Genomic DNA, 21679 nt, shown 5'->3' with positions numbered 1-21679 from the left:
AACAGGCTGGCAGCCTGTATCACGTGAAGAACTTACGCGCGAGGAGCAGGACTTCGACGAGGCGATTGATCTCTTCGAGCGTGTTGTAGAAATAAAAGCTGGCGCGGGTGGTGCCGGGCACCTTGAAACGCTTCATCAGCGGCTGCGTGCAGTGGTGGCCGCCGCGCATGGCCACGCCGTGGCTGTTGGCAAACTCCACAAGGTCGTGAGGATGCGCAAAATCGAGGTGGAAGGCCACCAGCGCGCCGCGGTGCCCGTTCTGCGGGCCGAGCATGCGGATGCCGGGCACCTCCGCCATGCGCTGCACCGCGTAATTGGACAGGTTGTGGTCGTGGCGCTGGATGTTTTCGAGGCCGATGGCCTGCAGATAATCGATGGCAGCGCCGAGGCCGATGACGCCGGAGATGTCCGGCGTGCCTGCTTCAAAGCGATGCGGCGGGGCCTTGTAGGTGCTGCTCTCCATCGTCACGCTCAGGATCATCTCGCCACCGCCATGCCAGGGCGGCATGGTTTCCAGCAGGGCCATGCGGCCATACAGCACGCCGATGCCGGTGGGGCCGCACATTTTGTGGCCGGAGAAGGCAAAGAAATCGCAGCCGAGGTCCTGCACATTGATGGGCATGTGGCCGGCGCTCTGCGCGCCATCCAGCAGCACCACCGCGCCCAGAGCCTTTGCGCGGGCGATGAGTTCCTTGGCGGGATTGATGGTGCCCAGCGAGTTGGAAATGTGCACGAAGGCGAAGAGCTTCACCTGCTCGGTGAGCAGCGTATTGATGGCCTCGCCATCCAGCGTGCCATCATCCAGCACCGGGATGTATTTCAGCGTCGCGCCTGTGCGCTGCGCCAGCAACTGCCACGGAACGATGTTGCTGTGGTGCTCCATGCCCGTGATGAGAATGACATCCCCGGGCCGCAGATTCTGCGTGCCCCAGGTGTTCGCCACCAGGTTGATGCCCTCGGTGGTGCCGCGGGTGAAAATGATCTCGTCCTCTGAGGCGGCGCCGATGAAATGCGCCACCTTTTTTCGCGCGGTCTCGAAGGCCTCCGTGGCACGGTTGCTCAGCTCATGCAGAGCGCGGTGCACATTGGAGTTGTCCCGCTCGTAGTAGTGGGAAAGCGTCTGGATGACCGCACGCGGCTTCTGGCTGCTGGCGGCATTGTCCAGATAGACCAGCGGGTGTCCATTTACCTGCTGATCGAGGATCGGAAAATCAGAGCGTATGCGGTGCCAGTCCATGTGTGCGGCAAGCACACTTAGCGAGCCGCCGTGTGCTGTCCAGCATCACCCACGGTCGCAGGCGTCTTGCCGGCATAATGGCCACGGCTTTCGATCTCACGCGCACGCTCCTGCATGGTGGCGGGTTTGCCGTCGGTAGGAAGATTGTTTTCACCCAGCCAGCCCAGCATGGCAGAGCCGGTCTGGTCCATGAACTTCACCGGATAGCAGTTTTTCAAAGCATTCCAGGTCTGGCAGCTGGTCAGGCCAAAAGAAATGAAAACAAGAAAGCTGGTACGGGCGAATTTCATTAAAGTTGTGTGTATCATGACGTTGCGATTCTGTAAACAACAAGATGCTCAGTGCTTGAAAGCGACCTGGGGGGCGCTTCCGCCAGACGCTGGCAGGAATCTACGGGCTCCCCGCGCCTGCACCTCGTTCCCGCGCATTTCCAGCGCTTTACCCTGAGTCGTGCCCTTGGCATTTCCGTCAGCAAACAGCAGGGCATAAGGCGCCAGCCTGAGCGCCGTGCCGATGAGCCCGCAGTTGCTGAGCAACAGGCAGGCGGCGACGGCACAAAACAGACGGGATTTCGAGGGCATTTGTTTGGTTTATCACAACCGCCCCAAAGAGTAAACATTTTTGATCTTTCCGAGGAAAGGCGAAACTTGCGCTTTCTCCGGCAAACATTGACCCTGCTGCCCCGTATTGCACAGCCCTTCCGACCCACCTTCATGAAGAAACTTTTATCCCTTCTCCTCTGTCTTACCGTCTCGCTCCAAGCTGAGATCTTACTCAAGAAGGGCGACCACATCGCCATCGTCGGCAGCGGTCTGGCGGACCGCCAGCAGCATCACGGCTGGCTGGAGTCCTTGATCCACAAAGCCTACCCCGACCTCGAGCTGACCGTGCGCAATCTCGGCTTCGCGGCGGACGAGGTGAACGTCCATCCACGCAGCGACGAAGTGCCCACCACGGAGTACTTCCTCAACATGAAGCCCGGCACCCTGACCACGAAGGTGGGCGAAACCGAGGTGACCTACACCGCCGGTGCGGACTTCCACGCCAGCGTCATCCTTGCCTACTGGGGCTTCAATGAGTCCTTCAAAGGTGAAGCCGGACTCGCAGATTTCAAAAAGGCGCTGGATGAGTACCTCAAAAAGCAGCTCAGCACCGACTACGGCAAAGGCCAGCCCCGCGTGGTGCTGCTCTCGCCCATCGCGCACGAAAATCTCAAAAGCGCCGACTTCCCGGACGGCTCCGCGAACAACAAAAACATCGCTGCCTACACCGCCGCCATGGCGGAAGTCGCCATGGCAAACAGTGTGCCCTTTGTCGATCTCTTCTCCGCTTCGCAGTCCCTCTACGCCAGCGCCTCCAAACCACTGACCATCGACGGCACGCATCTTTCCGATGCCGGCGACAAGGTGCTCGCCCCTGTGCAATTCAAAGCGCTGTTTGGCAAAGACGCCCCCAGCATGGACGATCCCTACATCGCCAAAATCCGCGAGGCCGTGCTGGAGAAAAACGTGCAGTGGCACCACCGCTACCGCACGGTGGACCAGTTCAACATCTTCGGCCAGCGCTCCCGCATCAAGTACGCCGATGCCGTCACCAAGACCAACGGCATCGACAACGCCACCATCGTCGGCGCAGAACTCGCGCAGCGCGATGTGAAGACCGCCAACCGTGACAAGGCCGTCTGGGCCGCCGCCCAGGGCAAGAGCTACGAAGTGAAGGACGACAATCTCCCGCCCGTGCCTGCCGTGGCCCCAAATCGCCCAGAGCCCGTGCCTTACCTCACCGGCGAAGAAACCCTCAAGCACCTCACCACCCCTGAAGGTGTGAAGGTGGAGTACATCGCCTCCGAAGTGGAATTCCCAGATCTCGTCAATCCGGTGCAGATGAACTTCGACACCCGCGGCCGTCTCTGGGTCGCTGCCTGGCCAAACTATCCTGAAACCACGCCCACCACCAAGGTCTTCGACAAGCTCCTCGTCTTCGACATCGACCCCCAAACCGGCAAGTTTTCCAAATGCACCACCTTCCTCGACGGCCTGAACTGCCCCACCGGCTTCCAGCTTTATAAAGACGGCGTGCTCGTCATGCAGTCCCCCGACATGTGGTTCGTGCGCGACACGGACGGCGACGGCAAAGGCGACTGGAAAGAGCGCATCGTCAACGGCCTCGACGCCGCGGACTCCCACCACGAGACCAACTCCATCTGCTACGAGCCCGGCGGTGCGCTGTATTTCAGCGACGGCGTCTTCCACCGCACGAATGTCGAGACCCTCAAAGGCCCCGTGCGCAATGTGAATGGCGCCATCTATCGCTTCGAGCCGCGCAGCTACCGCTTTGACCGCTACGTGCCCTACGGCTTCGCCAATCCCCACGGCCGCGTGTTCGACTACTGGGGCAATGACATCATCACCGACGCCACCGGCAACGCGAACTACTTCGCCCCCGCCTTCAGCGGCCATCTGGACAGCGGCTCCCATGGGAGGATGAAGGAGTTCTGGAACCGCCCCTCACGCCCCACCCCCGGCACCGCCATCCTCAGCAGCCGCCACTTCCCCGAAGACTGGCAGGGCACATTCCTGAACACCAACGTCATCGGTTTCCAGGGCATCTTCCGCGCGAAGGTCACCGAAGAAGGCTCCGGCCTCAAAGGTGAAACCATCGAGCCCGCCATGCTGCAGACAGACGTGCAGGCCAATCCCAACTTCCGCCCCAGCGGCGTCGCCGTCGCGCCAGATGGCTCGCTCTACGTCATGGACTGGTCGCAGATGCTCATCGGCCATTTGCAGCACCATCTGCGCGATCCGAACCGCGACCATCAGCATGGCCGCATCTACCGCCTCACCTACCCTGCCCGCCCGCTGCTCACGCCGAAAAAGATTCACGGCGAATCCATCGCCAACCTCCTCGAACTGCTCAAAGAGCACGAAGACAGCGTCCGCCAGCTTGCCAAGGTGGAACTCGACACCCATGACTCCCAGGAAGTCATCGCCGCCGTGCAGAAATGGGAGGCCGCTCTCGACAAGGCGGACAAAAACTACGAGCACAACCGCCTCGAAGCCCTGTGGGTGCACCAGTGGCACAACGTGGTGAACATCCCCCTGCTTGAGTCCGTTCTGAAGTCCCCCGAGCCACGCGCACGCGCCCAGGGCATCCGCGTCGCCTGCTACTGGAGCGACCGCGTACCCAACACCCTCGCCATCTTTGAAGCCGGCATCAAAGACAGCGCCCCACGCGTCCGTCTTGAGGCCTTGCGCGCGCTCAGCTTTGTCAAAGGTGCCGATGTCATGAAAGCCATCGATCTCGCCAAGCTCGTCATGCTCGAAAAGGACTACTACATCGACTATTGCTTCCGCGAGACCATGAAGCAGCTCACCTCCCTGCCCGAGGGCAAGGACGTGCTCGGCAAAGAGCCGCTGCTCGCCGCCCGTCTGCGTGCCACACCAGACGCCAGCTATGGCCCCACCGACAAGAAGCTTTCCGCCGCAGATAAAAAGCTCTACGACCTGGGCAAGGAAGTCTTCAACCGCGAAGCCCACTGCGTCACCTGCCATCAGGCCGACGGCAAAGGCGTGGAGAACATCTATCCCGGTCTCGTGAAGAGCAACTGGCTGGAAGGCAACGGCGACCGCGTGATCAAGATCGTGCTCAAAGGCCTCTTCGGCCCGCTCGACTTCCAGGGCAAAAAATACGGCCCCGAAAAAGGCACCCCGCCCATGATGGGCTTTGGCCCCCTGCTCAAGGATGAAGAAGTCGCCGCCGTCATCTCCTACGTTCACCAGTCCTTCGGCAACAATCTTCCCATGGTCAAAGTCGAAGACGTCAAACGCGTCCGCGAAGAAACCAAGAGCCGTGCCATCTTCTACATGGTCGATGAGATCTTAAAAGAGCACGCTCTGGAGAAGAAGTAGGCGCATCGGCATGAAAGGCATCCGATTTGACCTCACCAAAAAATTGGATGCCGTGATCCTTGCAGCTGAAGAAGCCGGGCTTGCCGCTCACCCGGCTTCTTTGTCCGCGAGTTTTTTGCGCGATTATTTCCACACGTTTCAACCAACCGACACTCATGCCAGCCGGTCGCTGGTGGCTCGAAAATTAAGAGCCCTGTCGGAGCCGGACGAACTTGTCTTGCAGCTCGAAGAAAAGGGCCTGCTGCCGAAGGGCTGCATGTCAGACATCCGCCGCACCTTTTTGCTTTTGATAAGCAGTGACACCGAAGAAAAGTTTTTCTCTGCGATCGAGCCGTTCAAGGACACATCTGCGCAACTACTGTGGAGCAATCGATTTGCAGAAACGCTCGATCGATTGCTGTCATCCTGGAAAAATGGCCGCTGGTTGGACTGCAACCCAACCGTCAAATGTCATCTTTTGAGGAGTGTGGACACCCATTTAAATCATGGATGGGGACCCATGGAATCGAATGGCCCAGGCTTGGATGCAGAGAAGCTAATGACGCAGTTCCCAAAAGGTAAAACAGCCGCCGGAGAGCTCAGGGCAGCCTTGCACCCTCTGTTTCAGGAGATTCAACGTGAATACGATGAAGGGGAGTCGTCCGGCCAGCTTGATTCGGTTTACCATATGAGCCCAGAATCCATACTTCAGCTCATGGCATTGTCCCGCCTGAGCAGCGACGAGAGGGAGCGGTTTCGTCCGCTCGATGAGCGATTGACGCAGGCTGCCAAAGCTCTCGATTTGGATGAGGCGCAAATCGTTGACTCCTACCTGTCCCTGTCTCGTTGGTGGGGAGCCTCCCTGCCTGAGGAAAAGTTGTACCAGTTGCGCTTTGTGGCAGCACATCTGCGGAAGCTGGACCTGCCATCCGTCAGGGGTGGTGCTGAGTTTGCGGAAGCAATCAGTCAGTGTCTCGAATACTTGATGTCCATTTTGGGAAGGTTTGCCCCTGTGACTGCCAGTCCTTGAAGAGCACGACATTCATGTGTCGGAGGGTGAATAACATTAGCTGTCCCTGGCCGGGAAAGGCCCCAGAGAGCAGACTTTGCTTTTTGGCCAACTCCCGCTAAAATTTGATTATGAGCACGATTACCGGCATCATGGAACCCGCGCCAGATGGCACGCTCCATCTTCCCCTGCCTGTGGCATGGCAGAAACTTCCCATCCGCGTACGGGCGACAATGGAACCGGTGACTTCACTCAAATCAGACGCCTTGCCCAAACCTGCCTTGAAAGGTTTTGGCTGCCTCAAAGGCAAAATTTCAATGTCTGAGGACTTCGATGCGCCACTCGAAGATTTTAGAGATTACATGCCATGAGGCTTCTGATCGACACGCACGCTCTGATCTGGTTCTGTGAAGGAAATCCCAGCCTCAGCCCTGCGGCTCGATTAGCAATGGAAGATGATGCCAACGAGCGATACATCAGCCATACCGTGCCTTGGGAAATGGCGATCAAACTCTCCCTCGGCAAACTTCAGCTTCAGGTTGATTATGAAATGATCTTTCCTCATGTGATGGATGCCAACGGCTTCCAGATCCTGCCAGCCCGATTTGAGCACTACCAAGGACTCCTCACGCTTCCCCGTCATCACGGCGATCCCTTTGACCGGCTCATGATTTGTCAGGCGCAAATCGAGGGTCTGACGCTCGTCACCTGCGACACGCAGTTTCCAGCGTATGGCGTGCCGTTGCTCTGGTGAGCCCACGGGGACCGGAGCACCTCCACGCACTCCGCTCCCAGCGCTTTAATACGCAGCGCTCTGCCCCTTCCCATCCCTCAGCTCTCCCGGATCTTCCCTGCCAGCGAATCCAGCGTGCGTTTGAAATCGTTCGAGCCGGTCATGAGGTTCGAGACAACCTTGCAGGCGTGAATCACGGTGCCGTGGTCGCGGCCGCCGAATTCATCGCCGATCTGCACCAGCGGCAGCTTTGTCAGCGTGCGCGTGAGGTACATGGCCACCTGGCGTGCTTCAGCGATGTTCTTGGGACGGCGTGGGCCTGTGAGGTCGCTGACGCGCAGATCATAATGCGTGGCGATGATGCGCTGGATGCGATCCACTGTGACGGTCTTGGACGGATCTTCGTCGATCACGTCATGCAGCATCGCCGCGAGAGCGGATTCCGTGGGGACGGAGCCTTCGAGCGACACATGCGCGGCCACACGCATGAGCGCGCCTTCCAGCTTGCGCACGTTGGCACGGATGCGCTGGGCCATGAAGTCGAGGATCCACGGTTCGAGCGAGACGTTGAAGTCGCTCTGCTTGCGGCGAAGAATGGCGATGCGGGTTTCAAAGTCCGGCACCTGGATCTGTGTGGCAAGGCCCCACTCAAAGCGTGAGACGAGGCGGCTTTCCAGGTTCTTGATCTCGCTCGGCGGGCGGTCGCTGGCCAGAACGATCTGCTTCTGGCTGTTGAAGAGCTCGTTGAAGGTGTGGAAGAACTCCTCCTGCGTGCTGTCCTTGCCCTCAAAGAAGTGCACGTCGTCAATCAGCAGCACGTCCACCTTGCGGTATTTCTGGCGGAACTGGCTGAAAGTCTGGCGCTTGATGGCGTCCACGAACTCATTGGTGAACTGCTCGGACGTGACGTAGCGCACGTTCGCACGCGGTTTGCGCGCCAGCACTTCCTGGCCGATGGCCTGCAGAAGGTGCGTCTTGCCCAGGCCCGTGGCGCCGTAGAAAAACAGCGGATTGTAAATGCGGCCCGGCTTTTCAGCCACGGCCTTGGCCACGGCCACCGAGTAACTGCTGTTGGTGCCGATGACGTAGCTGTCAAAGTTGAACTTGGCGTTCAGGCCGGCTTCGCTGAAAAAACGAATGGGGGGCTGCTCCGCATGATGAATGCGCGCCGCCTTCAGTTCTGGCAGCGGCGTGTAGGAAACCGGTGTGGGTTCCGTGGCCACGTGAAACTCAATGATGGCCGGCACACCCGTGACTTCCGCCACCGCATCCGCAACGGCCACGGTATGATTGCTCTCGATCCACAGCTGATGAATCGGATTCGGGACAGTGATGATAAAACGGCCGTCATCAGCCAGGCGCGCGGAGGTGCCGCTAAAGCAGCGCTGAAAATTGTCGCCACCTAGGCGCTTCACCAGCACTTCACAGACCTGATCCCACACGCTGGGAACGGCCGTGAACAGTTCTGTGTGCGCATGCTGTGCCGATCCATTGAGGGAAGTGTGATTCGAGTTTTCATCGTTGCGCGCCATGATGAGATTTTCTGGGAGAGTGAGGTCGAGGTTGGAATGAGAAGCTGTGATGTCAGACGTTCAGAGGGAAACTATCGGAAGACCGCTGAACATCTTTTTAAATGACACTGCTTTGTATGACGAAACCGACACGTGAAACAAGCTCTTCCTTGATATATTTTTAAAGTTTCGCAGCCATTGCACGAAAGATTCAAAAATTAATTGCCACTCGAATGTGAAGATCTGTTCAATCTTGCGTGTACAAGCTGTGAACAGTTTGCGAATAGCTGTGTAAACACAAATCAGGCACGCTAATTGCGCGCCTGATTCGAAAGTGCCCGGGATGGATCGCGCCGGGCCCGCAGCGGAGCATCAGTGAGCCTGCTTCACATGCTCGCCCAGCACATCACGGCCGAAGTCACCGTCAAAGCTGCGCCAGACGCTGTGCACATGGTTGGCATCGTTCTGCGTGTTGTCATACTCCAGCAGGAAGGTCTTGCCCTGCACACGATAATAATGCGGCTCCCCGCGCTCCTTGCCGCCTGCCCAGGCGAAGAAGATGGTTCCGGCGGCCTTGAACTCCGCACGCGCTGCTTCAGCGATCTCAGGGCGCAGACGCTCGATGTACTCGTCGATCAAACGTGTGAGCATGGCCTTCTGCTTTTCGTCGAGTGCCGAGTCCGCCAGGCCTGCGGGTGAAAGCGCGCTCACCTTATGCTCAGCAGCAGTGATCATTTCCTTGGGTGCCACGGTGTCCACAAACGCGGTCTTGAACTGCTCCGGTGTGAGAGACTTCACCAGTTCACGGCCCAGTTCTTCTTCCACTCCGAGCACACGCAGCCCGGTCAGAGGCCCCTGGCGGATCTCGCCCGGATTGGTGCCCATGAATGAGGGCGTGGCGCGCAGCATCTGGCCGTCTTTAATGGTGAAGTTCAGGGACAGGTGATGCCCCTCCACACGCCAGCCCCAGGCGCCCTTGTCCGCGGGCTCGCCAAAGATGGACACGTAGTACTTCTCCGGGTCGCGCTTCTCACGCGTGGCGGCACGCTTGGATTCATCCGCTCCTTCGATCTGGTAGAGCACTTCTTCCAGGCTCATGATGGTGACAGCCTTGGCGGAGCCGCGAAAACTCAGGCCCGTGTTCAGGAGCGCGTGCGCCAGCAGCCGCTGCTGGGGCGTCATCTCCTTGAGCGGCAGCCCTTTGCGTTCACGCGGAATGAAGTGCCAGTTTTCACGCTCCTCTGCTGCGAACTCAAAACTCGCCTTCGCCTTCTGCTCCGGCGTCAGAGCCGCGAGAAAGACCTTGGCGATGGCGGACATCTGCGCACCGGCATCGTGGGCCTCGGCTTTGCGGACGGAGAAACTTGAAAATGCAAGGCAAATGCCAAGGAAAGGAATGGAGAGTCGCTGAGCGAGGTGCATGGGAGTGATTCGACGTGATTGCATGGCGGGGCAAGTCGAACGCTCATTTCGACTTCGGTTTGTCATTCATTGTCATCATTTTTCATCTTGCCGACGCCGATTCGTTGACACTTTCCCGCGTGAGGTTGTAGTCTGATTAATATCGTAAATTACCGTCTCCACGTACCACCCGCCAAGCAGATCCGAATTCATGTACTCCAATGAAGCATACCTCCTCGAACAGCTCCTCGAAAACGGACTGCTGACCGAGCGCGACATCCAGCAGGCAAAAACTGGCCTCAAACCCGGGGATAGCGTCGTCGCTGTGCTGGTCAAATCCGCGACGGTTTCGGACGAGCAGATCGCGCGCCTGGTGGCTGTAAACTCCGGCATGGAGTACGTGGATCTGCATGGTTTCGAGGCCAGTCCCGCCCTCAAATCTCTCGTCCCTGTGGACGTGGCCAAGAAATACAAGATCGCACCGCTGGGGATGAACAACAGCACCCTGCAAATTGCGGTGGCGGATCCGTTTGATTTTGAAACGCTGGACGCGCTGCCGCACGTCCTGCAGCCGGACATTGAGTACTACTGCTCCACCCCTTCCCTCATCAAGACAGTCCAGTCCAACATCTATGGAAATGAGGAAATCCTGGGCCTGGCAACGACCAAGAACCAGGACAGCAAAGACGACGACGCCCCCGTCATCAAACTGGTGACCAATCTGCTGATGGAAGCCTTCAAGCAGAAGGCCTCTGACATTCACATCGAGCCGCTGGAGAAGGACATCCGCATCCGTTACCGCATGGACGGCGTGCTGGTGGACGTGGGACATCACCCCAAACGCCTGCATTCCTCCATCATCGGCCGTATCAAGATCATGACCGGCAGCATGCAGCTGGATGAAAAACGCATCCCGCAGGACGGTCGTATCCAGATGTCCTTCAATGACAAGGAGATCGACATGCGTGTGTCGATCATCCCTACCAACCACGGCGAGAGCGTCGTCATGCGTGTGCTTGACAAGAGCAGCCTCAAGCTCGGCCTCGTAGACCTCGGTTTCCTTAGCGATGACCAGGCCAGCTTTGAACAGCTCATCACCCTCCCGGACGGCATCATCCTGGTCACGGGCCCGACGGGTTCCGGAAAAACCACCACGCTTTACGCCTGCCTCAATTTCATCAACCGGCCCGACCGCAAGATCATCACCGTGGAAGACCCGGTCGAATACGAACTCGCGGGCATCAACCAAGTCATGGTGAAAGAGGATGTCGGCATGACCTTCGCCGCCGCCCTGCGCGCCATGCTGCGTCAGGCGCCCAACATCATCATGCTGGGGGAAATTCGAGACCTTGAAACAGCGTCCATCGCCATCCAGGCCTCGCTCACCGGTCACTTGGTGTTCAGTACGCTGCACACCAATGACGCCCCCAGCGCCGTGGCACGTCTCAGCGACATCGGCGTGAAGCCCTTCCTCACGGCTTCCGCCGTGCGCGCCATCGAGGCACAGCGCCTCGTCCGCAAGCTCTGCCCGGACTGCAAGCAGCCCGGCTCGCTCTCCACTCATGAGCTCCGCTCCCTCGGCCTGGAGGCGGCTCAGATGGCAGAGTCCACCATCATGAACGCCATCGGCTGCTCCAAATGCCGCCAGCGCGGCTACCGCGGACGTATGTCCATCGTCGAAATCTTCAAAATCGACGATGAAGTACGCGGCATGATCAACCAGCAGCTCACCACTCCGCAGCTCCGCAAACGTGCGCGCGAGCTTGGCATGCGCACCCTCCGTGAGGACGGCATCCGCAAGGTGCTCGCCGGCCTCACCACCGCGGACGAAGTCATCGAGGCCACCATGGCTGACGCCGACTGATCTTTCACCTCCCGAAGCTCCAACGAAATTCTTTTCTTACAGACGACTATGACACCCCATAATGTGGTAGAGATGCTCAAAAGCCGCGGCGTGATCGACAAGGGTCTCGCCTATGACATTGAGCAGGATTCCGTGCAAAACGGCAAAGACATCGTCCAGGTGCTCCTGTCCTACGGCATCTACTCCAATGAAGACGAGTTCTGGGCGCAGGTGGCCGATGAACTGGGCGCCGACCATTTCGATCTCGAAAACTTCACGCCGCCTCCCTCCGTCATTGCATTGATCCCGGCCGGCATGGCACGCCTCTATGGCGCCTTCCCCATCACTCTGGACGCCCAGGGTCTTCACGTGGCGTTTACGGACCCGCTCAACCCCCAGTTGGTCGAAGACCTTCGCTTCGGTCTCGAAAAGACGATCGTGCCGGTGGTCGCCCGCCGCAGCCAGGTGCTCAACCTGATCGAGAAGTTTTATGGCGCAGGCGCACCCAGCATCGAGGAAATTTTTGGCCAGCTCGGCAAAGCTGGCAAAGATGGCCTGACCGCCGAGGCCGAGGCCAACTCCGCCCCCATCGTCAAGTTCGTCGATCTCGTCATGCAGCAGGCCATCAAGGAGCGTGCCAGTGACATTCACTTCGAGCCGTTCGAGAAGGAGTTCAAAATCCGCTACCGTGTGGACGGTGCCCTCTATGAAATGGCACCCCCGCCGATCCATCTGGCCAACTCCATCATCTCCCGCGTCAAGGTCATGGCGAGCATGAACATCGCCGAACGGCGCATCCCTCAGGACGGACGCATCATGACCAACGTGGGCGGCAAGCCGGTGGACATGCGCGTGAACTCCCTGCCCACCCAGCACGGTGAGTCGGTGGTTATGCGCGTTCTCGACCGCTCCTCCATCAACATCGAGCTCGAGGCCCTTGGCATGCAGCCCTTCCTTCAGGACTACATCGTCGAGACCATCAACAAGCCCAACGGCATCTTCATCGTCACCGGCCCCACGGGTGCCGGCAAGACCACCACCCTTTACGCCTGCCTGCGCCGCATCAACACCGTGGACTCCAAGCTGCTCACCGCCGAAGACCCGGTCGAGTACGAGCTTGATGGCGTCATGCAGGTGCCCATCAATGATGCCGTGGGGCTGACTTTTGCCAAGGCGCTGCGCTCCTTCCTGCGTCAGGATCCGGACCGCATCATGGTGGGAGAAATGCGCGACCTTGAAACCGCCCAGATCGCCATCCAGGCCTCACTCACCGGTCACTTGGTGCTCAGCACCCTGCACACGAACGACTCCGCCGGCGCCGTCACCCGTCTGGTGGACATGGGCGTGGAGCCCTTCCTCGTCTCCGCCACGCTGGAGGGCGTGCTCGCCCAGCGTCTGCTGCGCACCATCTGCAAAAGCTGCCGCGCTCCCTATGAGCCCAGCCTGCACATTCTTAATCAGCTCAACCTCACGCCGGAGGACATCGGTGGAAAGCACTTCTTCACCGGCACGGGCTGCGGCGTCTGCGGCAACAGCGGCTACAAAGGCCGTAAAGGACTCTACGAGCTCCTGGACGTCACCGATCCCATCCGCGAGCTCATCACCGGACGCGCTCCCTCCATCGTGCTCAAGCAGAAGGCCATTGAGCTCGGCATGGTCACCCTTCGTGAGGACGGACTGCGCAGCATTTACGATGGCGCCACCACCATCGAAGAAGTCCTGAAGTACACCTGATCTCCCCTCGGTCCGCCATCGTTCGCTCTGTTCCAGTGTCTTCCGGCACATTATTTGATGGACAGAACGCCAGGCGTCCCGGTATTCTCATTTTACACTGAACAAACGCAGCCACGACAACGCCACGCCCTATGCCCACGTTTCATTACATTGCCCTGGATCAAAACGGACAGGAAACCACCGGAGATCTTGAGGCCGCCTCCGAGGCAGACGCCATGAACCAGATCCGCCAGTCCGGGCTGTATCTGACCAACATCGCCGCAGAAGGCCAGGGGCAGGCTGCCGCCATCAAAAAACGCGCCAAAACCGCGACCAAGGGCAAGACCAAGAGCGTCAAAGTCGGTGCCAATGCCAAGGTCAAGAGCAAGAGCCTCATGATCTTTACCCGCCAGCTCGCCACCCTGATTGACTCGGGTCTCCCCCTGCTGCGCGGCCTCACCGTTCTGGGCCGTCAGGAGCCGAATCTGGTGATGAAAGGCACCATCAACACGCTGGCAGACAACGTGCAGACCGGCAGCACCTTCTCCGAAAGCCTTCAGCAGTACCCGCGCATCTTCAACAAGCTCTACATCAACATGGTGAAGGCTGGCGAACTCGGTGGTGTTCTCGAGCTCGTTCTCAACCGTCTCGCTGAATACCAGGAAAAGGCGCAGAAGCTCAAAAATAAGATCGTCGCCGCCATGGTTTACCCGATGATCGTCATGTTCATCGCCGCCGGCATCATGATCTTCCTCATGATGGTCATCGTGCCTCGCTTCGAGTCCATTTTCCAGGACATGCTGGGCAGCAAGGACAAGCTGCCGCCCCTGACCAAGTTCGTGATCGGCTTCAGCCGCGGCATGATGGATAATATCATATACCTGATCGCCTTCGTGATCGCCGTTATCGTCGGCTGGCGGGTGCTTGCCTCCAACGCCGGCGGACGCCGCTGGATTGACCGCACCAAGCTCAAGCTTCCGCTCTTCGGCGACGTGCAGCGCAAAACCGCCATCTCCCGCTTCACCCGCACTCTGGGCACCCTGGTCACCTCCGGTGTGCCGATCCTGCAGGCGCTGAACATCACTCGGGACACCGCCGGCAACACGATCGTCTCAGACGCCATCACCAAAGTGCATGATGCCGTCAAAGAAGGTGAGTCCATGGTGGCCCCGCTGGAGTCCAGCGGCGTGTTCCCGCCCATGGTTATCTCCATGGTGGACGTGGGTGAAGAAACCGGCCAGCTGCCTGAAATGCTGCTCAAGATCGCCGACGTTTACGAAGACGAAGTGGACAACTCCGTCTCCGCCCTCACCTCCATGCTGGAGCCTTTGATGATCGTTGTCCTGGCCGTCGTCGTCGGCACCATCGTCATGGCCCTCTTCCTTCCGCTCATCGACGTCATCAAAAACCTCAGCGGCGGCTCCGGCGGCTAGGCCTGCCTGCCCGCCCCTCGGCACTCCGTTCCTACAACCCCCTTGGCATCATGAAATCAACCCTCTTCATATCCCATGCTCGTTCACGCGCCTTCACGCTAGTGGAGCTGCTCATCGTCGTCGCCATCATGTCGATGCTCGCCGCCCTCACCATGGGCGGCTACACCTACGCCATGCGCTCCTCGAAGCGCCGCGTCACCACCGGCACGTTTGAAACCATCAAGCTGGCCCTTGAGCGCTACAATACCGAGTTCGCCGAATTCCCGCAGCCTGCCTCCAGCAATCAAATGGTGCAATTCCCCCCCGGAACCGGCGCCTATGACGTTTCTGGTGCGGCCTGCCTCTACCAGGCTCTCTCGGGAGATGGCTATGACCAGATCAAAGGCGTGACCTCCTCCAGCACCAGTTCGGGCGGTGGCAGCAGCGCCGACGGTGCGTCGGATGGCAAGGTGGAAGGCACTGCTGAGATCAAGAACAAGATGTTCGTGGAAATGCCGCAGACCATCTTCACGCGCAAAGGTTCCACCTACGTCCTGATCGACGGCTTTGGCCATCCCTTCCAGTACGCCAAGGCCGCTGCTCCTGCGACCACTGCCGGTTCGGGCGCGGCCGGAAGTTCCGGTTCCAGTTCTGGCTCTGGTGCCACCTCCACCGCCACCACCATCAATTCCACCTACGACCTCTGGTCCTACTCGGAAGATGAGGTGAACACCACGAAGAAGAGCATCGACACTCTGACTGACTCCACAATCTCGATCAAGTGGATCAAAAATTGGTGATCCCAATCCGCACCATCCATTAAAAACGATATTGACGGCGTGTTGTTGGGCCAAGATTGATAACACATGCCCATTGGCCTTGCCATCGCTTCCATTCTGATGCTCTTCATCAGTTTTTGGACACTGAACGTCGCGCGCGATCCCAGCGTCTGGCGTCTGTGGTGGATGGACCTGCTTGGCGTGCTCGATGTGGACCTGGACCGCGAGCAGCGCCGCGGGCAGGAGCGCCAGATGTCCTTCGTCTGCTACACGCTTTTCCTGCTTCTGCTCGCCACCAGCCTCAGCGGTGCTTTCTGGACGGTCGACCAGGTGCGCGAATACAAGCGCGACAAAACCCGCTTTGAGCGCGAGGTGGAACGCTCCAACCGCGAAATCGAGAAGGTCCAGAGCCAGCCTCAGAGCATCAAACGCTGATGCCTCCAGCCCCTCCCTCAGGGCTGTTTTTGGTTTGCACCCGGCGTCCATCGCTGCGAAGGAACCGTTCATCCCCTCCGACCCCATGAACCGCCAGGAAAATCTCGAATCCCTCTTTCGCAACAACAAGACCGTCATCCTCCCCATTGATCATGGTTGCGCCATTCCTGTGCCCGGACTGGAGAATCCCTTTCAGCTCATCGATTCGGTCAATGAGTTCGTGGACGGCTATGTCATGAATCTTGGCGTGGCCCTCCGCGCAGCGGACAGCCTCGCCGGCAAGGGCATCATCCTGCGCACGGACATCTACAACACGCGCACCACAGGCGAGGGCGCCGGCTCCATCGGCGTCTTCGGCGTCGAAGAGGCTGAAATGGTCGGCGCCAATGCCGTCATGAACATGCTCTACCCCTTCTCAGCCTGTGAGAAGGCCAATTTCCAGGAGTGTGCCGACCTCATCCGCCTCAGCCTGGACACGGACATCCCCGTCATCCTTGAGTCCCTGCCCTACGCTCTCGGCGCTCCGGACAAATACACCGTCGAAAATGTCAGCTTTGCCGTCCGCCTCGCCGCCGAGCTCGGTTCGGATGTCGTGAAGACTCCCTACCCCACCAATGGCACGGTCGAAGATTTCCGCCGCATCGTGGGCCAGAGCTTTGTGCCCGTCATCATCCTCGGTGGTGCCGCCATGGGAGACGACGCCGGCCTCCTGAAAATGGTGGAAAACGCCATGGAAGCCGGAGCCGCCGGCATCGCCATCGGCCGCAATGTCTGGCAGCACAAAAACCCTGCCGCCATCGCCCGCAGCCTCGCCGCCATCGTTCATGAGGATGCCTCCGCTCTTGAAGCCCTCGCCCTGCTGAAAGAACCTGTGCGGTAAACCAGTTTCGTTTCACCCCACCATGAAACGCCTGCTTCTTGCCGCCAGCCTGCTTGCCGCCACCTCACTCCACGCCCAGCAGCTTCAGACCTTTGACTTCAAGGCGGACGACTGGGCGGAAGGCGAGCCGCCGAAAGAAGTCTTCGTCGTCGATGGCACCATCAAGATCGCTCCGCGCGATGGCAACAAGGCCATTGTCGTCGATCCCAATCCTATCACCGATGCCAGCGCCCAGCTCGGCACCTCCGCTGCCGGAAACGCCAGCATTGAGGCCCGCGTGCTCGCCATCAAACGCGGCCGCAGCACGCCGCGTTTTGGCGTCAGCGTGCATGGCATGAGCGGCCACCGCCTCATCGTCAATCCCGCCAAAAAATCGCTCGACCTCATGAAGGGAGACCAGACCCTGGCCACAGTACCCTTTGCCTGGACCAGCGAAGTCTGGGTGAAGGTCAAACTCGAGGCCAAAAAGGGCGCAGGAGACGCCTGGGCCATCACCGGCAAAGCCTGGCCTGCCGATGCCGCGGAGCCTGCCGAACCCCTCATCAAGCACGAGGAAAAGTCCCTCAAAGGCCAGGGCAAATGCGCCATCTGGGCCACCCCCTTCTCCGGCGAACCCGTCTTCTTTGACGACATCCACATCGCCATCGAGGCCGCGCCCGCCACTCCTTGATGCGGCAAAAAATTCTTCGGAGCGCGGACTTTAGTCCGCAGAAGGTCGCTCATGCCAAGCATGTGTCTCCCACTCTTCGTGTCGCAAACAGGACGACTCTCGTCTTCGAGTGACCGGCAGAACAATTCACACCCATCGCGCTAACAGAGTTCAGCGTCATCAATTCCGCGCTCCCTCCACCTCACGGCTTCGCCGGCGGCTTCACCACCATGCTCGTCGGCAGCGCCCCTTTCGCATCCTTCCCATCCAGGAGCTGAAACCCCGTAAGCCGCGCAAACATGTAGCCCACGAAGACATTGGCATGCATTTCGATGGGCAGGCGCAGTTCATCATCGCTCACCCAGATCGTTGCCGTCTTCATCTTTTTGTAGGCGCTCAGCCCCAGCGTCGTGCGGTCGATCTTCCGGATTTTCAGACTCAGTTTGATGCAGGGCCGCTTTTCCCCCGCATACGTCAGGCTTTCCCGGCCCTGCACCTCAAACGTCGTCAGGTAGGGGGTGTCCCACGGCTGCACCACTCGCGTGTACTTCTTCCCGTTCGTCAGATCCTGGCTGCGCAGGTACAGGATCACCGAAAGGATGTCATCCATCGGCCCATAGTCACACATCGCCGTGGAGGTCGTCTTGCCCCCCTTCACCGGCTGCACCTCCGTCTCCGTGATCACCTGCTGCCGCTGAAAAGCCACGCGGTACTTGCAGGTCTCCTCACTGTCCGTTTCCCGGTGCTGCAGAAAGTGCGCCCGCAAGTCCTTGCGGTGCATGATCGAGGTCATATCACAGTCGTACTTCCAGAGAGATCTCGCCAGGCCCGTGCTCGAAGCCGAGGCGTCCGCTCGCAGGAAGTCTCCGGCCTCACGCACCGTCAGCGTCGCCTTGCCCGCCGTCATCACCTTGCTCCAGCCCACGTCAAAGACCAGTCTGCACGTCGGCACATATCGGTGCGCTCCGGCCGTGCCCACCGTCAGCTCCTTCACCCATTCCGGCGCATCAGCACCTGCCACGGAGCATCCCAGCAAACCCATGAGGAGAAAAAGCAGACGGCACATGCCCCAATATTCCCCCTATTTTCCCTTTTGCCAGCGCGTGTCTTTTCCGCCACATTCCCTCTTCACCATGCACGACCCACGTATCGACGCCCTCTCCCGCCAGCTTGTCCGCTACTCCACCAAGGTCAAAAAAGGCGACCTCGTCTGGATCGATCTCTTTGATGTGCCCAGCTACGTCGGTCAGAGCCTCATTCGCGAAGTCGTCGCCGCCGGCGGCATGCCCATGGTCCGCATCAATGATGCGGTGATCACCCGCGAGCAGATGATCCACGCCAGCGAAAAGCAGTACGACATCATCGCCGAAAACAACATCGCTTTGATGAAGCAGACCGACTGCTACATCGCCGTGCGCGGCAGCCACAACATCACCGAAGCCGCCGACGTGCCGGCTGAGCAGATGAAGATGGTCATGGCCAAGCTCCGCCCCCTGCAGAACGAGCGCGTCAACAACACCCGCTGGGTCGTCCTCCGCTGGCCCACCGCCTCCATGGCCCAGCAGGCCGGCATGAGCACCCAGGCTTTTGAAGACTTCTTCTTCCGCGTCTGCCTTCTCGACTACGCCGCCCTCCTGCCCGCCATGAAGGCGCTCAAGCAGCTCATGGACAAAACCAAGCACGTCCACATCATCGGCCCCGGCACCGACCTCACCTTCAGCCTCAAAGGCCTCAAAGCCATCGCCTGTGGCGGGAATCACAACATCCCCGATGGCGAAGTCTTCACCTCCCCCGTTAAGACCAGCGTCGAAGGCGTCATCAGCTACAACGCCCCCACCATCTATCAGGGCATCGCCTTCGACACTGTGAAGCTCGAGTTCAACAAAGGCAAGATCGTCAACGCCACCGCCAACAACACCCCGGCCATCAACAAGATCCTCGACAGCGACGAAGGCGCCCGCTACATCGGCGAATTCGCCATCGCCTTCAATCGCGAGATCAAGGAGCCCATGCGCGACATCCTCTTCGACGAAAAGATCGCCGGCAGCTTCCACTTCACACCCGGCCAGGCCTACGAAGGCATCGCCGACAACGGCAACCGCAGCCAGGTCCACTGGGACCTCGTCAACATCCAGCGCCCCGAATACGGCGGCGGCGAAATCCGCTTTGATGGCAAAGTCATCCGCAAAGACGGCAAGTTCCTCCTGCCAGAGCTCAAGCCGCTGAATTACTAAAGTTGCCCAGTTGCGCCGCAACTGGTCCCCTCAAAAGTGATGCGGGCACTCCTGCCCGCAGTTCGAACGTCTCGCGACACTCGCTGCGGGCAAGAGTGCCCGCATCACTCCTCTGCATTCTTACGCGCCCACCACCGGCGGCTGGAAATTCAGCAGCTCAATCTCCACGGCATGCTTCCGCTCCGGCAGCAGTTCCACCACGCTGATGCTGCCGTACTCGATGTTGAAATGTGCCATGTGCCGCAGCGGCATCTCCATCAGCAAGGCGATCGCCGCACGGATGATCCCGCCATGGCAGAACACCGCCACCTTCTGGTGCGGATGCGCCTGAATGATCTGCAGCAAACTCTCGCGCACCCGATCCATCAGACTGTCGATGCTCTCGCCATTGGCGATGCCATTGCTCTCAATGATCTCCAGCCAGTCAAACGCGCTCATGCCGAAGTTCTTCTGAACTTCATCCCAGCGGTGCCCCGTCCAGTCACCGAAATCGATTTCCCGCAGCCCCGGCATCAGAGTCGGCTGCATGCCCCGCTGCTCCGCCAGCGGAGCCAGCGTCTGCTGCACCCGCAGCATCGGGCTGGCATACAGTGCATCCAGCTTCGTGTCCTTCAGCCACTCCGCCACTGCCTCACCATGCTTCTTACCCAGAGCTGAAAGCCCCATGTCAATGCGCGAACCGCCAAATACCTTGTGGTACTTCTCCTCCACCTCGCCGTGGCGGATGAAGTAGATCTGCATGGGGTGGTTGCGAAGATGAGATTTCACGATGGCTGAAGAAGAGGGTGGAAAAACGGAAGGCAGCGCTAAAACGCTGCCTTCCTGAATAAAAGCGGATGAAACAGAGAGGCTTAGACGGTGCCGAAGATCGTCTTCCCAGTGCTCAGCAAATCATTGCAGGCTTCCTTCATGCGGTCGCACAGACCCTGCTCGCCTTTCTTGAGGTAGCTGCGGGGGTCGTAGGCTTTCTTGTCACCCACTTCGCCGTCGATCTTGAGGACGCCGTCGTAGTTCTTCAGCATGTGGCCCACGATCGGACGAGTGAAGGCGTACTGGGTGTCAGTGTCGATGTTCATCTTGATGACTCCGTAGCCGAGGGTTTCGCGGATTTCTTCCAGCGGGGTGCCGGAGCCGCCGTGGAAAACGAGGTCCATCTCAGCCTTCGCGCCGTATTTAGCGGTCACGGCAGCCTGGCCGTCGCGCAAGATGGTGGGCTTGAGCTTCACCGCGCCGGGCTTGTAGGCGCCGTGGACGTTGCCAAAAGTGGCGGCAAACATGAAACGGCCGATGCCGTTGAGGGTCTCGTACACGGTGAGCATGTCTTCAGGTGTGGTGTAGAGCTTGTCATTGGCCACACCGGAGGTGTCGTGACCGTCTTCTTCACCACCGACGACGCCGGCTTCGATTTCGAGGATGATGTCCAGCTCAGCACACTGCGTCAGCAGTTCCTTGGAAACCTTCATGTTCTCTTCCAGCGGCAGCTCGGAGCCGTCAAACATGTGGGAGTTGAAGAGGTTGCCTTTGCCGGCTTCACGGCGCGCCTTGGTGGCAGCAAGCAGCGGCTTGAGGAATTTCTCGACGTTTTTCGGATGGCAGTGGTCCGTGTGCAGGGCCACGAGGACGTTGTAACGTTCGGCAAGAATGTGCACGGCTTCGGCCAGCACGATGGCACCCAGGGCCATGTCCTTCACCGAAGTGCCGGAGGCGAACTCGCCGCCGCCGGTGGACACCTGGATGATGCCGTCAGACTTGGACTCCGCGAAGGCCTTCAGTGCGCCGTTGATCGTGGGGAGGGAGGTGACGTTGATCGCGGGATAGGCATAACCACCCTTCTGGGCGGCATCGATCATGGCACGGTACTGGGCGGGTGTGGCTACGGGCATCTGTGGGGGTGTTTTAGGAGTTGAGCCGGTGAGGGAAGCAAGAAACGGGCCGGGTGCAAGGAGCGCTTCGTTT

General features: G+C 59.4%; 20 protein-coding genes. 12 read left to right on the top strand and 8 right to left on the bottom strand.

Annotated elements, in window-relative coordinates; all coding sequences use genetic code 11:
• Window positions 1–19: 19 nt before the first annotated feature.
• Genes ACILSR_RS04945 through ACILSR_RS04935 form a run of 3 tightly spaced genes read right to left on the bottom strand, consistent with a single transcriptional unit; the run spans window position 20 to window position 1818 of the window.
• On the bottom strand, window positions 20–1237 hold the full coding sequence (locus tag ACILSR_RS04945) for a cysteine desulfurase (RefSeq protein ID WP_395748619.1): 1218 nt from the start codon (window positions 1235–1237) through the stop codon (window positions 20–22).
• A gap of 17 nt (window positions 1238–1254) precedes the next feature.
• A complete protein-coding gene (locus tag ACILSR_RS04940) occupies window positions 1255–1527 on the bottom strand; it encodes a hypothetical protein (RefSeq protein ID WP_395748618.1) in 273 nt (90 codons plus the stop codon).
• A gap of 48 nt (window positions 1528–1575) precedes the next feature.
• Window positions 1576–1818 (bottom strand): hypothetical protein, encoded by a 243-nt coding sequence (locus ACILSR_RS04935; RefSeq protein WP_395748617.1) that lies wholly within the window; start codon window positions 1816–1818, stop codon window positions 1576–1578.
• A 132-nt stretch (window positions 1819–1950) separates the two neighbouring features.
• On the opposite strand from ACILSR_RS04935, the gene ACILSR_RS04930 reads away from it, so the two are divergent.
• The 4 genes from ACILSR_RS04930 (at window position 1951) to ACILSR_RS04915 (ending at window position 6887) form a co-directional block, all read left to right on the top strand.
• Window positions 1951–5145 carry a c-type cytochrome gene (locus tag ACILSR_RS04930; RefSeq protein WP_395748616.1) on the top strand — a complete coding sequence of 1065 codons (3195 nt, stop codon included), beginning with the start codon at window positions 1951–1953 and terminating at the stop codon, window positions 5143–5145.
• A gap of 10 nt (window positions 5146–5155) precedes the next feature.
• Complete coding sequence (locus ACILSR_RS04925) at window positions 5156–6154, top strand: hypothetical protein (RefSeq protein WP_395748615.1); 999 nt, start codon at window positions 5156–5158, stop codon at window positions 6152–6154.
• A gap of 110 nt (window positions 6155–6264) precedes the next feature.
• Window positions 6265–6504 carry a DUF2281 domain-containing protein gene (locus ACILSR_RS04920; RefSeq protein ID WP_395748614.1) on the top strand — a complete coding sequence of 80 codons (240 nt, stop codon included), beginning with the start codon at window positions 6265–6267 and terminating at the stop codon, window positions 6502–6504.
• Window positions 6501–6887: a type II toxin-antitoxin system VapC family toxin gene (locus tag ACILSR_RS04915; RefSeq protein WP_395748613.1), complete on the top strand. Its 387-nt coding sequence runs from the start codon at window positions 6501–6503 to the stop codon at window positions 6885–6887. The genes ACILSR_RS04920 and ACILSR_RS04915 overlap by 4 nt, the downstream gene beginning before the upstream one ends.
• Window positions 6888–6964: 77 nt before the next feature.
• Here ACILSR_RS04915 and dnaA read toward each other — a convergent pair whose 3' ends face one another.
• Both dnaA and ACILSR_RS04905 read right to left on the bottom strand, forming a co-directional pair.
• Complete coding sequence (gene dnaA, locus ACILSR_RS04910; RefSeq protein WP_395748612.1) at window positions 6965–8398, bottom strand: chromosomal replication initiator protein DnaA; 1434 nt, start codon at window positions 8396–8398, stop codon at window positions 6965–6967.
• Between the two features lie 351 nt (window positions 8399–8749).
• A complete protein-coding gene (locus tag ACILSR_RS04905; protein WP_395748611.1) occupies window positions 8750–9823 on the bottom strand; it encodes a DUF3500 domain-containing protein in 1074 nt (357 codons plus the stop codon).
• A gap of 166 nt (window positions 9824–9989) precedes the next feature.
• Here ACILSR_RS04905 and ACILSR_RS04900 point away from each other — a divergent pair, with 166 nt between their 5' ends.
• From ACILSR_RS04900 to ACILSR_RS04870, 7 genes are all read left to right on the top strand, one after another.
• On the top strand, window positions 9990–11642 hold the full coding sequence (locus tag ACILSR_RS04900; protein WP_395748610.1) for a GspE/PulE family protein: 1653 nt from the start codon (window positions 9990–9992) through the stop codon (window positions 11640–11642).
• A 48-nt stretch (window positions 11643–11690) separates the two neighbouring features.
• On the top strand, window positions 11691–13355 hold the full coding sequence (locus ACILSR_RS04895) for a GspE/PulE family protein (protein WP_395748609.1): 1665 nt from the start codon (window positions 11691–11693) through the stop codon (window positions 13353–13355).
• A gap of 131 nt (window positions 13356–13486) precedes the next feature.
• Window positions 13487–14767, top strand: coding sequence for a type II secretion system F family protein (locus ACILSR_RS04890; protein WP_395748608.1), 1281 nt, complete (start codon window positions 13487–13489; stop codon window positions 14765–14767).
• 50 nt (window positions 14768–14817) lie between these two features.
• Window positions 14818–15546 (top strand): type II secretion system protein, encoded by a 729-nt coding sequence (locus tag ACILSR_RS04885; RefSeq protein WP_395748607.1) that lies wholly within the window; start codon window positions 14818–14820, stop codon window positions 15544–15546.
• 66 nt (window positions 15547–15612) lie between these two features.
• Window positions 15613–15960 (top strand): hypothetical protein, encoded by a 348-nt coding sequence (locus tag ACILSR_RS04880; RefSeq protein WP_395748606.1) that lies wholly within the window; start codon window positions 15613–15615, stop codon window positions 15958–15960.
• Between the two features lie 85 nt (window positions 15961–16045).
• Window positions 16046–16840, top strand: a complete 795-nt coding sequence (locus ACILSR_RS04875; RefSeq protein WP_395748605.1) for a class I fructose-bisphosphate aldolase — start codon at window positions 16046–16048, stop codon at window positions 16838–16840.
• A 22-nt stretch (window positions 16841–16862) separates the two neighbouring features.
• Entirely contained in the window at window positions 16863–17510 is a 648-nt protein-coding gene (locus ACILSR_RS04870) for a hypothetical protein (RefSeq protein ID WP_395748604.1), read from the top strand.
• 181 nt (window positions 17511–17691) lie between these two features.
• Here the strand turns inward: ACILSR_RS04870 and ACILSR_RS04865 are convergent, their stop codons facing one another.
• Entirely contained in the window at window positions 17692–18531 is an 840-nt protein-coding gene (locus ACILSR_RS04865; protein ID WP_395748603.1) for a DUF3108 domain-containing protein, read from the bottom strand.
• 91 nt (window positions 18532–18622) lie between these two features.
• Here ACILSR_RS04865 and ACILSR_RS04860 point away from each other — a divergent pair, with 91 nt between their 5' ends.
• Complete coding sequence (locus ACILSR_RS04860) at window positions 18623–19723, top strand: aminopeptidase (protein ID WP_395748602.1); 1101 nt, start codon at window positions 18623–18625, stop codon at window positions 19721–19723.
• 120 nt (window positions 19724–19843) lie between these two features.
• On the opposite strand, the gene ACILSR_RS04855 is transcribed toward ACILSR_RS04860, so the two are convergent.
• Both ACILSR_RS04855 and fbaA read right to left on the bottom strand, forming a co-directional pair.
• Complete coding sequence (locus tag ACILSR_RS04855) at window positions 19844–20491, bottom strand: histidine phosphatase family protein (RefSeq protein WP_395748601.1); 648 nt, start codon at window positions 20489–20491, stop codon at window positions 19844–19846.
• Between the two features lie 83 nt (window positions 20492–20574).
• The gene (fbaA, locus tag ACILSR_RS04850; protein ID WP_395748600.1) at window positions 20575–21606 is read right to left on the bottom strand and encodes a class II fructose-bisphosphate aldolase; all 1032 of its coding nucleotides are present in this window, start codon (window positions 21604–21606) and stop codon (window positions 20575–20577) included.
• Window positions 21607–21679: the final 73 nt, after the last annotated feature.

The organism is Prosthecobacter sp., assembly GCF_044222565.1.
GTDB lineage: Bacteria > Verrucomicrobiota > Verrucomicrobiia > Verrucomicrobiales > Verrucomicrobiaceae > Prosthecobacter.
The sequence above is the reverse complement of the archived record's forward strand: the minus strand, read 5'-3'. Positions and strand labels throughout refer to the sequence as shown.

What these genes read in the sequence shown, in the direction of transcription:
- ACILSR_RS04945 (WP_395748619.1), bottom strand. Translation starts at nt 1,237, where the DNA reads ATGGACTGGCACCGCATACGCTCTGATTTTCCGATCCTCGATCAGCAG.
- ACILSR_RS04940 (WP_395748618.1), bottom strand. Translation starts at nt 1,527, where the DNA reads ATGAAATTCGCCCGTACCAGCTTTCTTGTTTTCATTTCTTTTGGCCTG.
- ACILSR_RS04935 (WP_395748617.1), bottom strand. Translation starts at nt 1,818, where the DNA reads ATGCCCTCGAAATCCCGTCTGTTTTGTGCCGTCGCCGCCTGCCTGTTG.
- ACILSR_RS04930 (WP_395748616.1), top strand. Translation starts at nt 1,951, where the DNA reads ATGAAGAAACTTTTATCCCTTCTCCTCTGTCTTACCGTCTCGCTCCAA.
- ACILSR_RS04925 (WP_395748615.1), top strand. Translation starts at nt 5,156, where the DNA reads ATGAAAGGCATCCGATTTGACCTCACCAAAAAATTGGATGCCGTGATC.
- ACILSR_RS04920 (WP_395748614.1), top strand. Translation starts at nt 6,265, where the DNA reads ATGAGCACGATTACCGGCATCATGGAACCCGCGCCAGATGGCACGCTC.
- ACILSR_RS04915 (WP_395748613.1), top strand. Translation starts at nt 6,501, where the DNA reads ATGAGGCTTCTGATCGACACGCACGCTCTGATCTGGTTCTGTGAAGGA.
- dnaA (WP_395748612.1), bottom strand. Translation starts at nt 8,398, where the DNA reads ATGGCGCGCAACGATGAAAACTCGAATCACACTTCCCTCAATGGATCG.
- ACILSR_RS04905 (WP_395748611.1), bottom strand. Translation starts at nt 9,823, where the DNA reads ATGCAATCACGTCGAATCACTCCCATGCACCTCGCTCAGCGACTCTCC.
- ACILSR_RS04900 (WP_395748610.1), top strand. Translation starts at nt 9,990, where the DNA reads ATGTACTCCAATGAAGCATACCTCCTCGAACAGCTCCTCGAAAACGGA.
- ACILSR_RS04895 (WP_395748609.1), top strand. Translation starts at nt 11,691, where the DNA reads ATGACACCCCATAATGTGGTAGAGATGCTCAAAAGCCGCGGCGTGATC.
- ACILSR_RS04890 (WP_395748608.1), top strand. Translation starts at nt 13,487, where the DNA reads ATGCCCACGTTTCATTACATTGCCCTGGATCAAAACGGACAGGAAACC.
- ACILSR_RS04885 (WP_395748607.1), top strand. Translation starts at nt 14,818, where the DNA reads ATGAAATCAACCCTCTTCATATCCCATGCTCGTTCACGCGCCTTCACG.
- ACILSR_RS04880 (WP_395748606.1), top strand. Translation starts at nt 15,613, where the DNA reads ATGCCCATTGGCCTTGCCATCGCTTCCATTCTGATGCTCTTCATCAGT.
- ACILSR_RS04875 (WP_395748605.1), top strand. Translation starts at nt 16,046, where the DNA reads ATGAACCGCCAGGAAAATCTCGAATCCCTCTTTCGCAACAACAAGACC.
- ACILSR_RS04870 (WP_395748604.1), top strand. Translation starts at nt 16,863, where the DNA reads ATGAAACGCCTGCTTCTTGCCGCCAGCCTGCTTGCCGCCACCTCACTC.
- ACILSR_RS04865 (WP_395748603.1), bottom strand. Translation starts at nt 18,531, where the DNA reads ATGGGTTTGCTGGGATGCTCCGTGGCAGGTGCTGATGCGCCGGAATGG.
- ACILSR_RS04860 (WP_395748602.1), top strand. Translation starts at nt 18,623, where the DNA reads ATGCACGACCCACGTATCGACGCCCTCTCCCGCCAGCTTGTCCGCTAC.
- fbaA (WP_395748600.1), bottom strand. Translation starts at nt 21,606, where the DNA reads ATGCCCGTAGCCACACCCGCCCAGTACCGTGCCATGATCGATGCCGCC.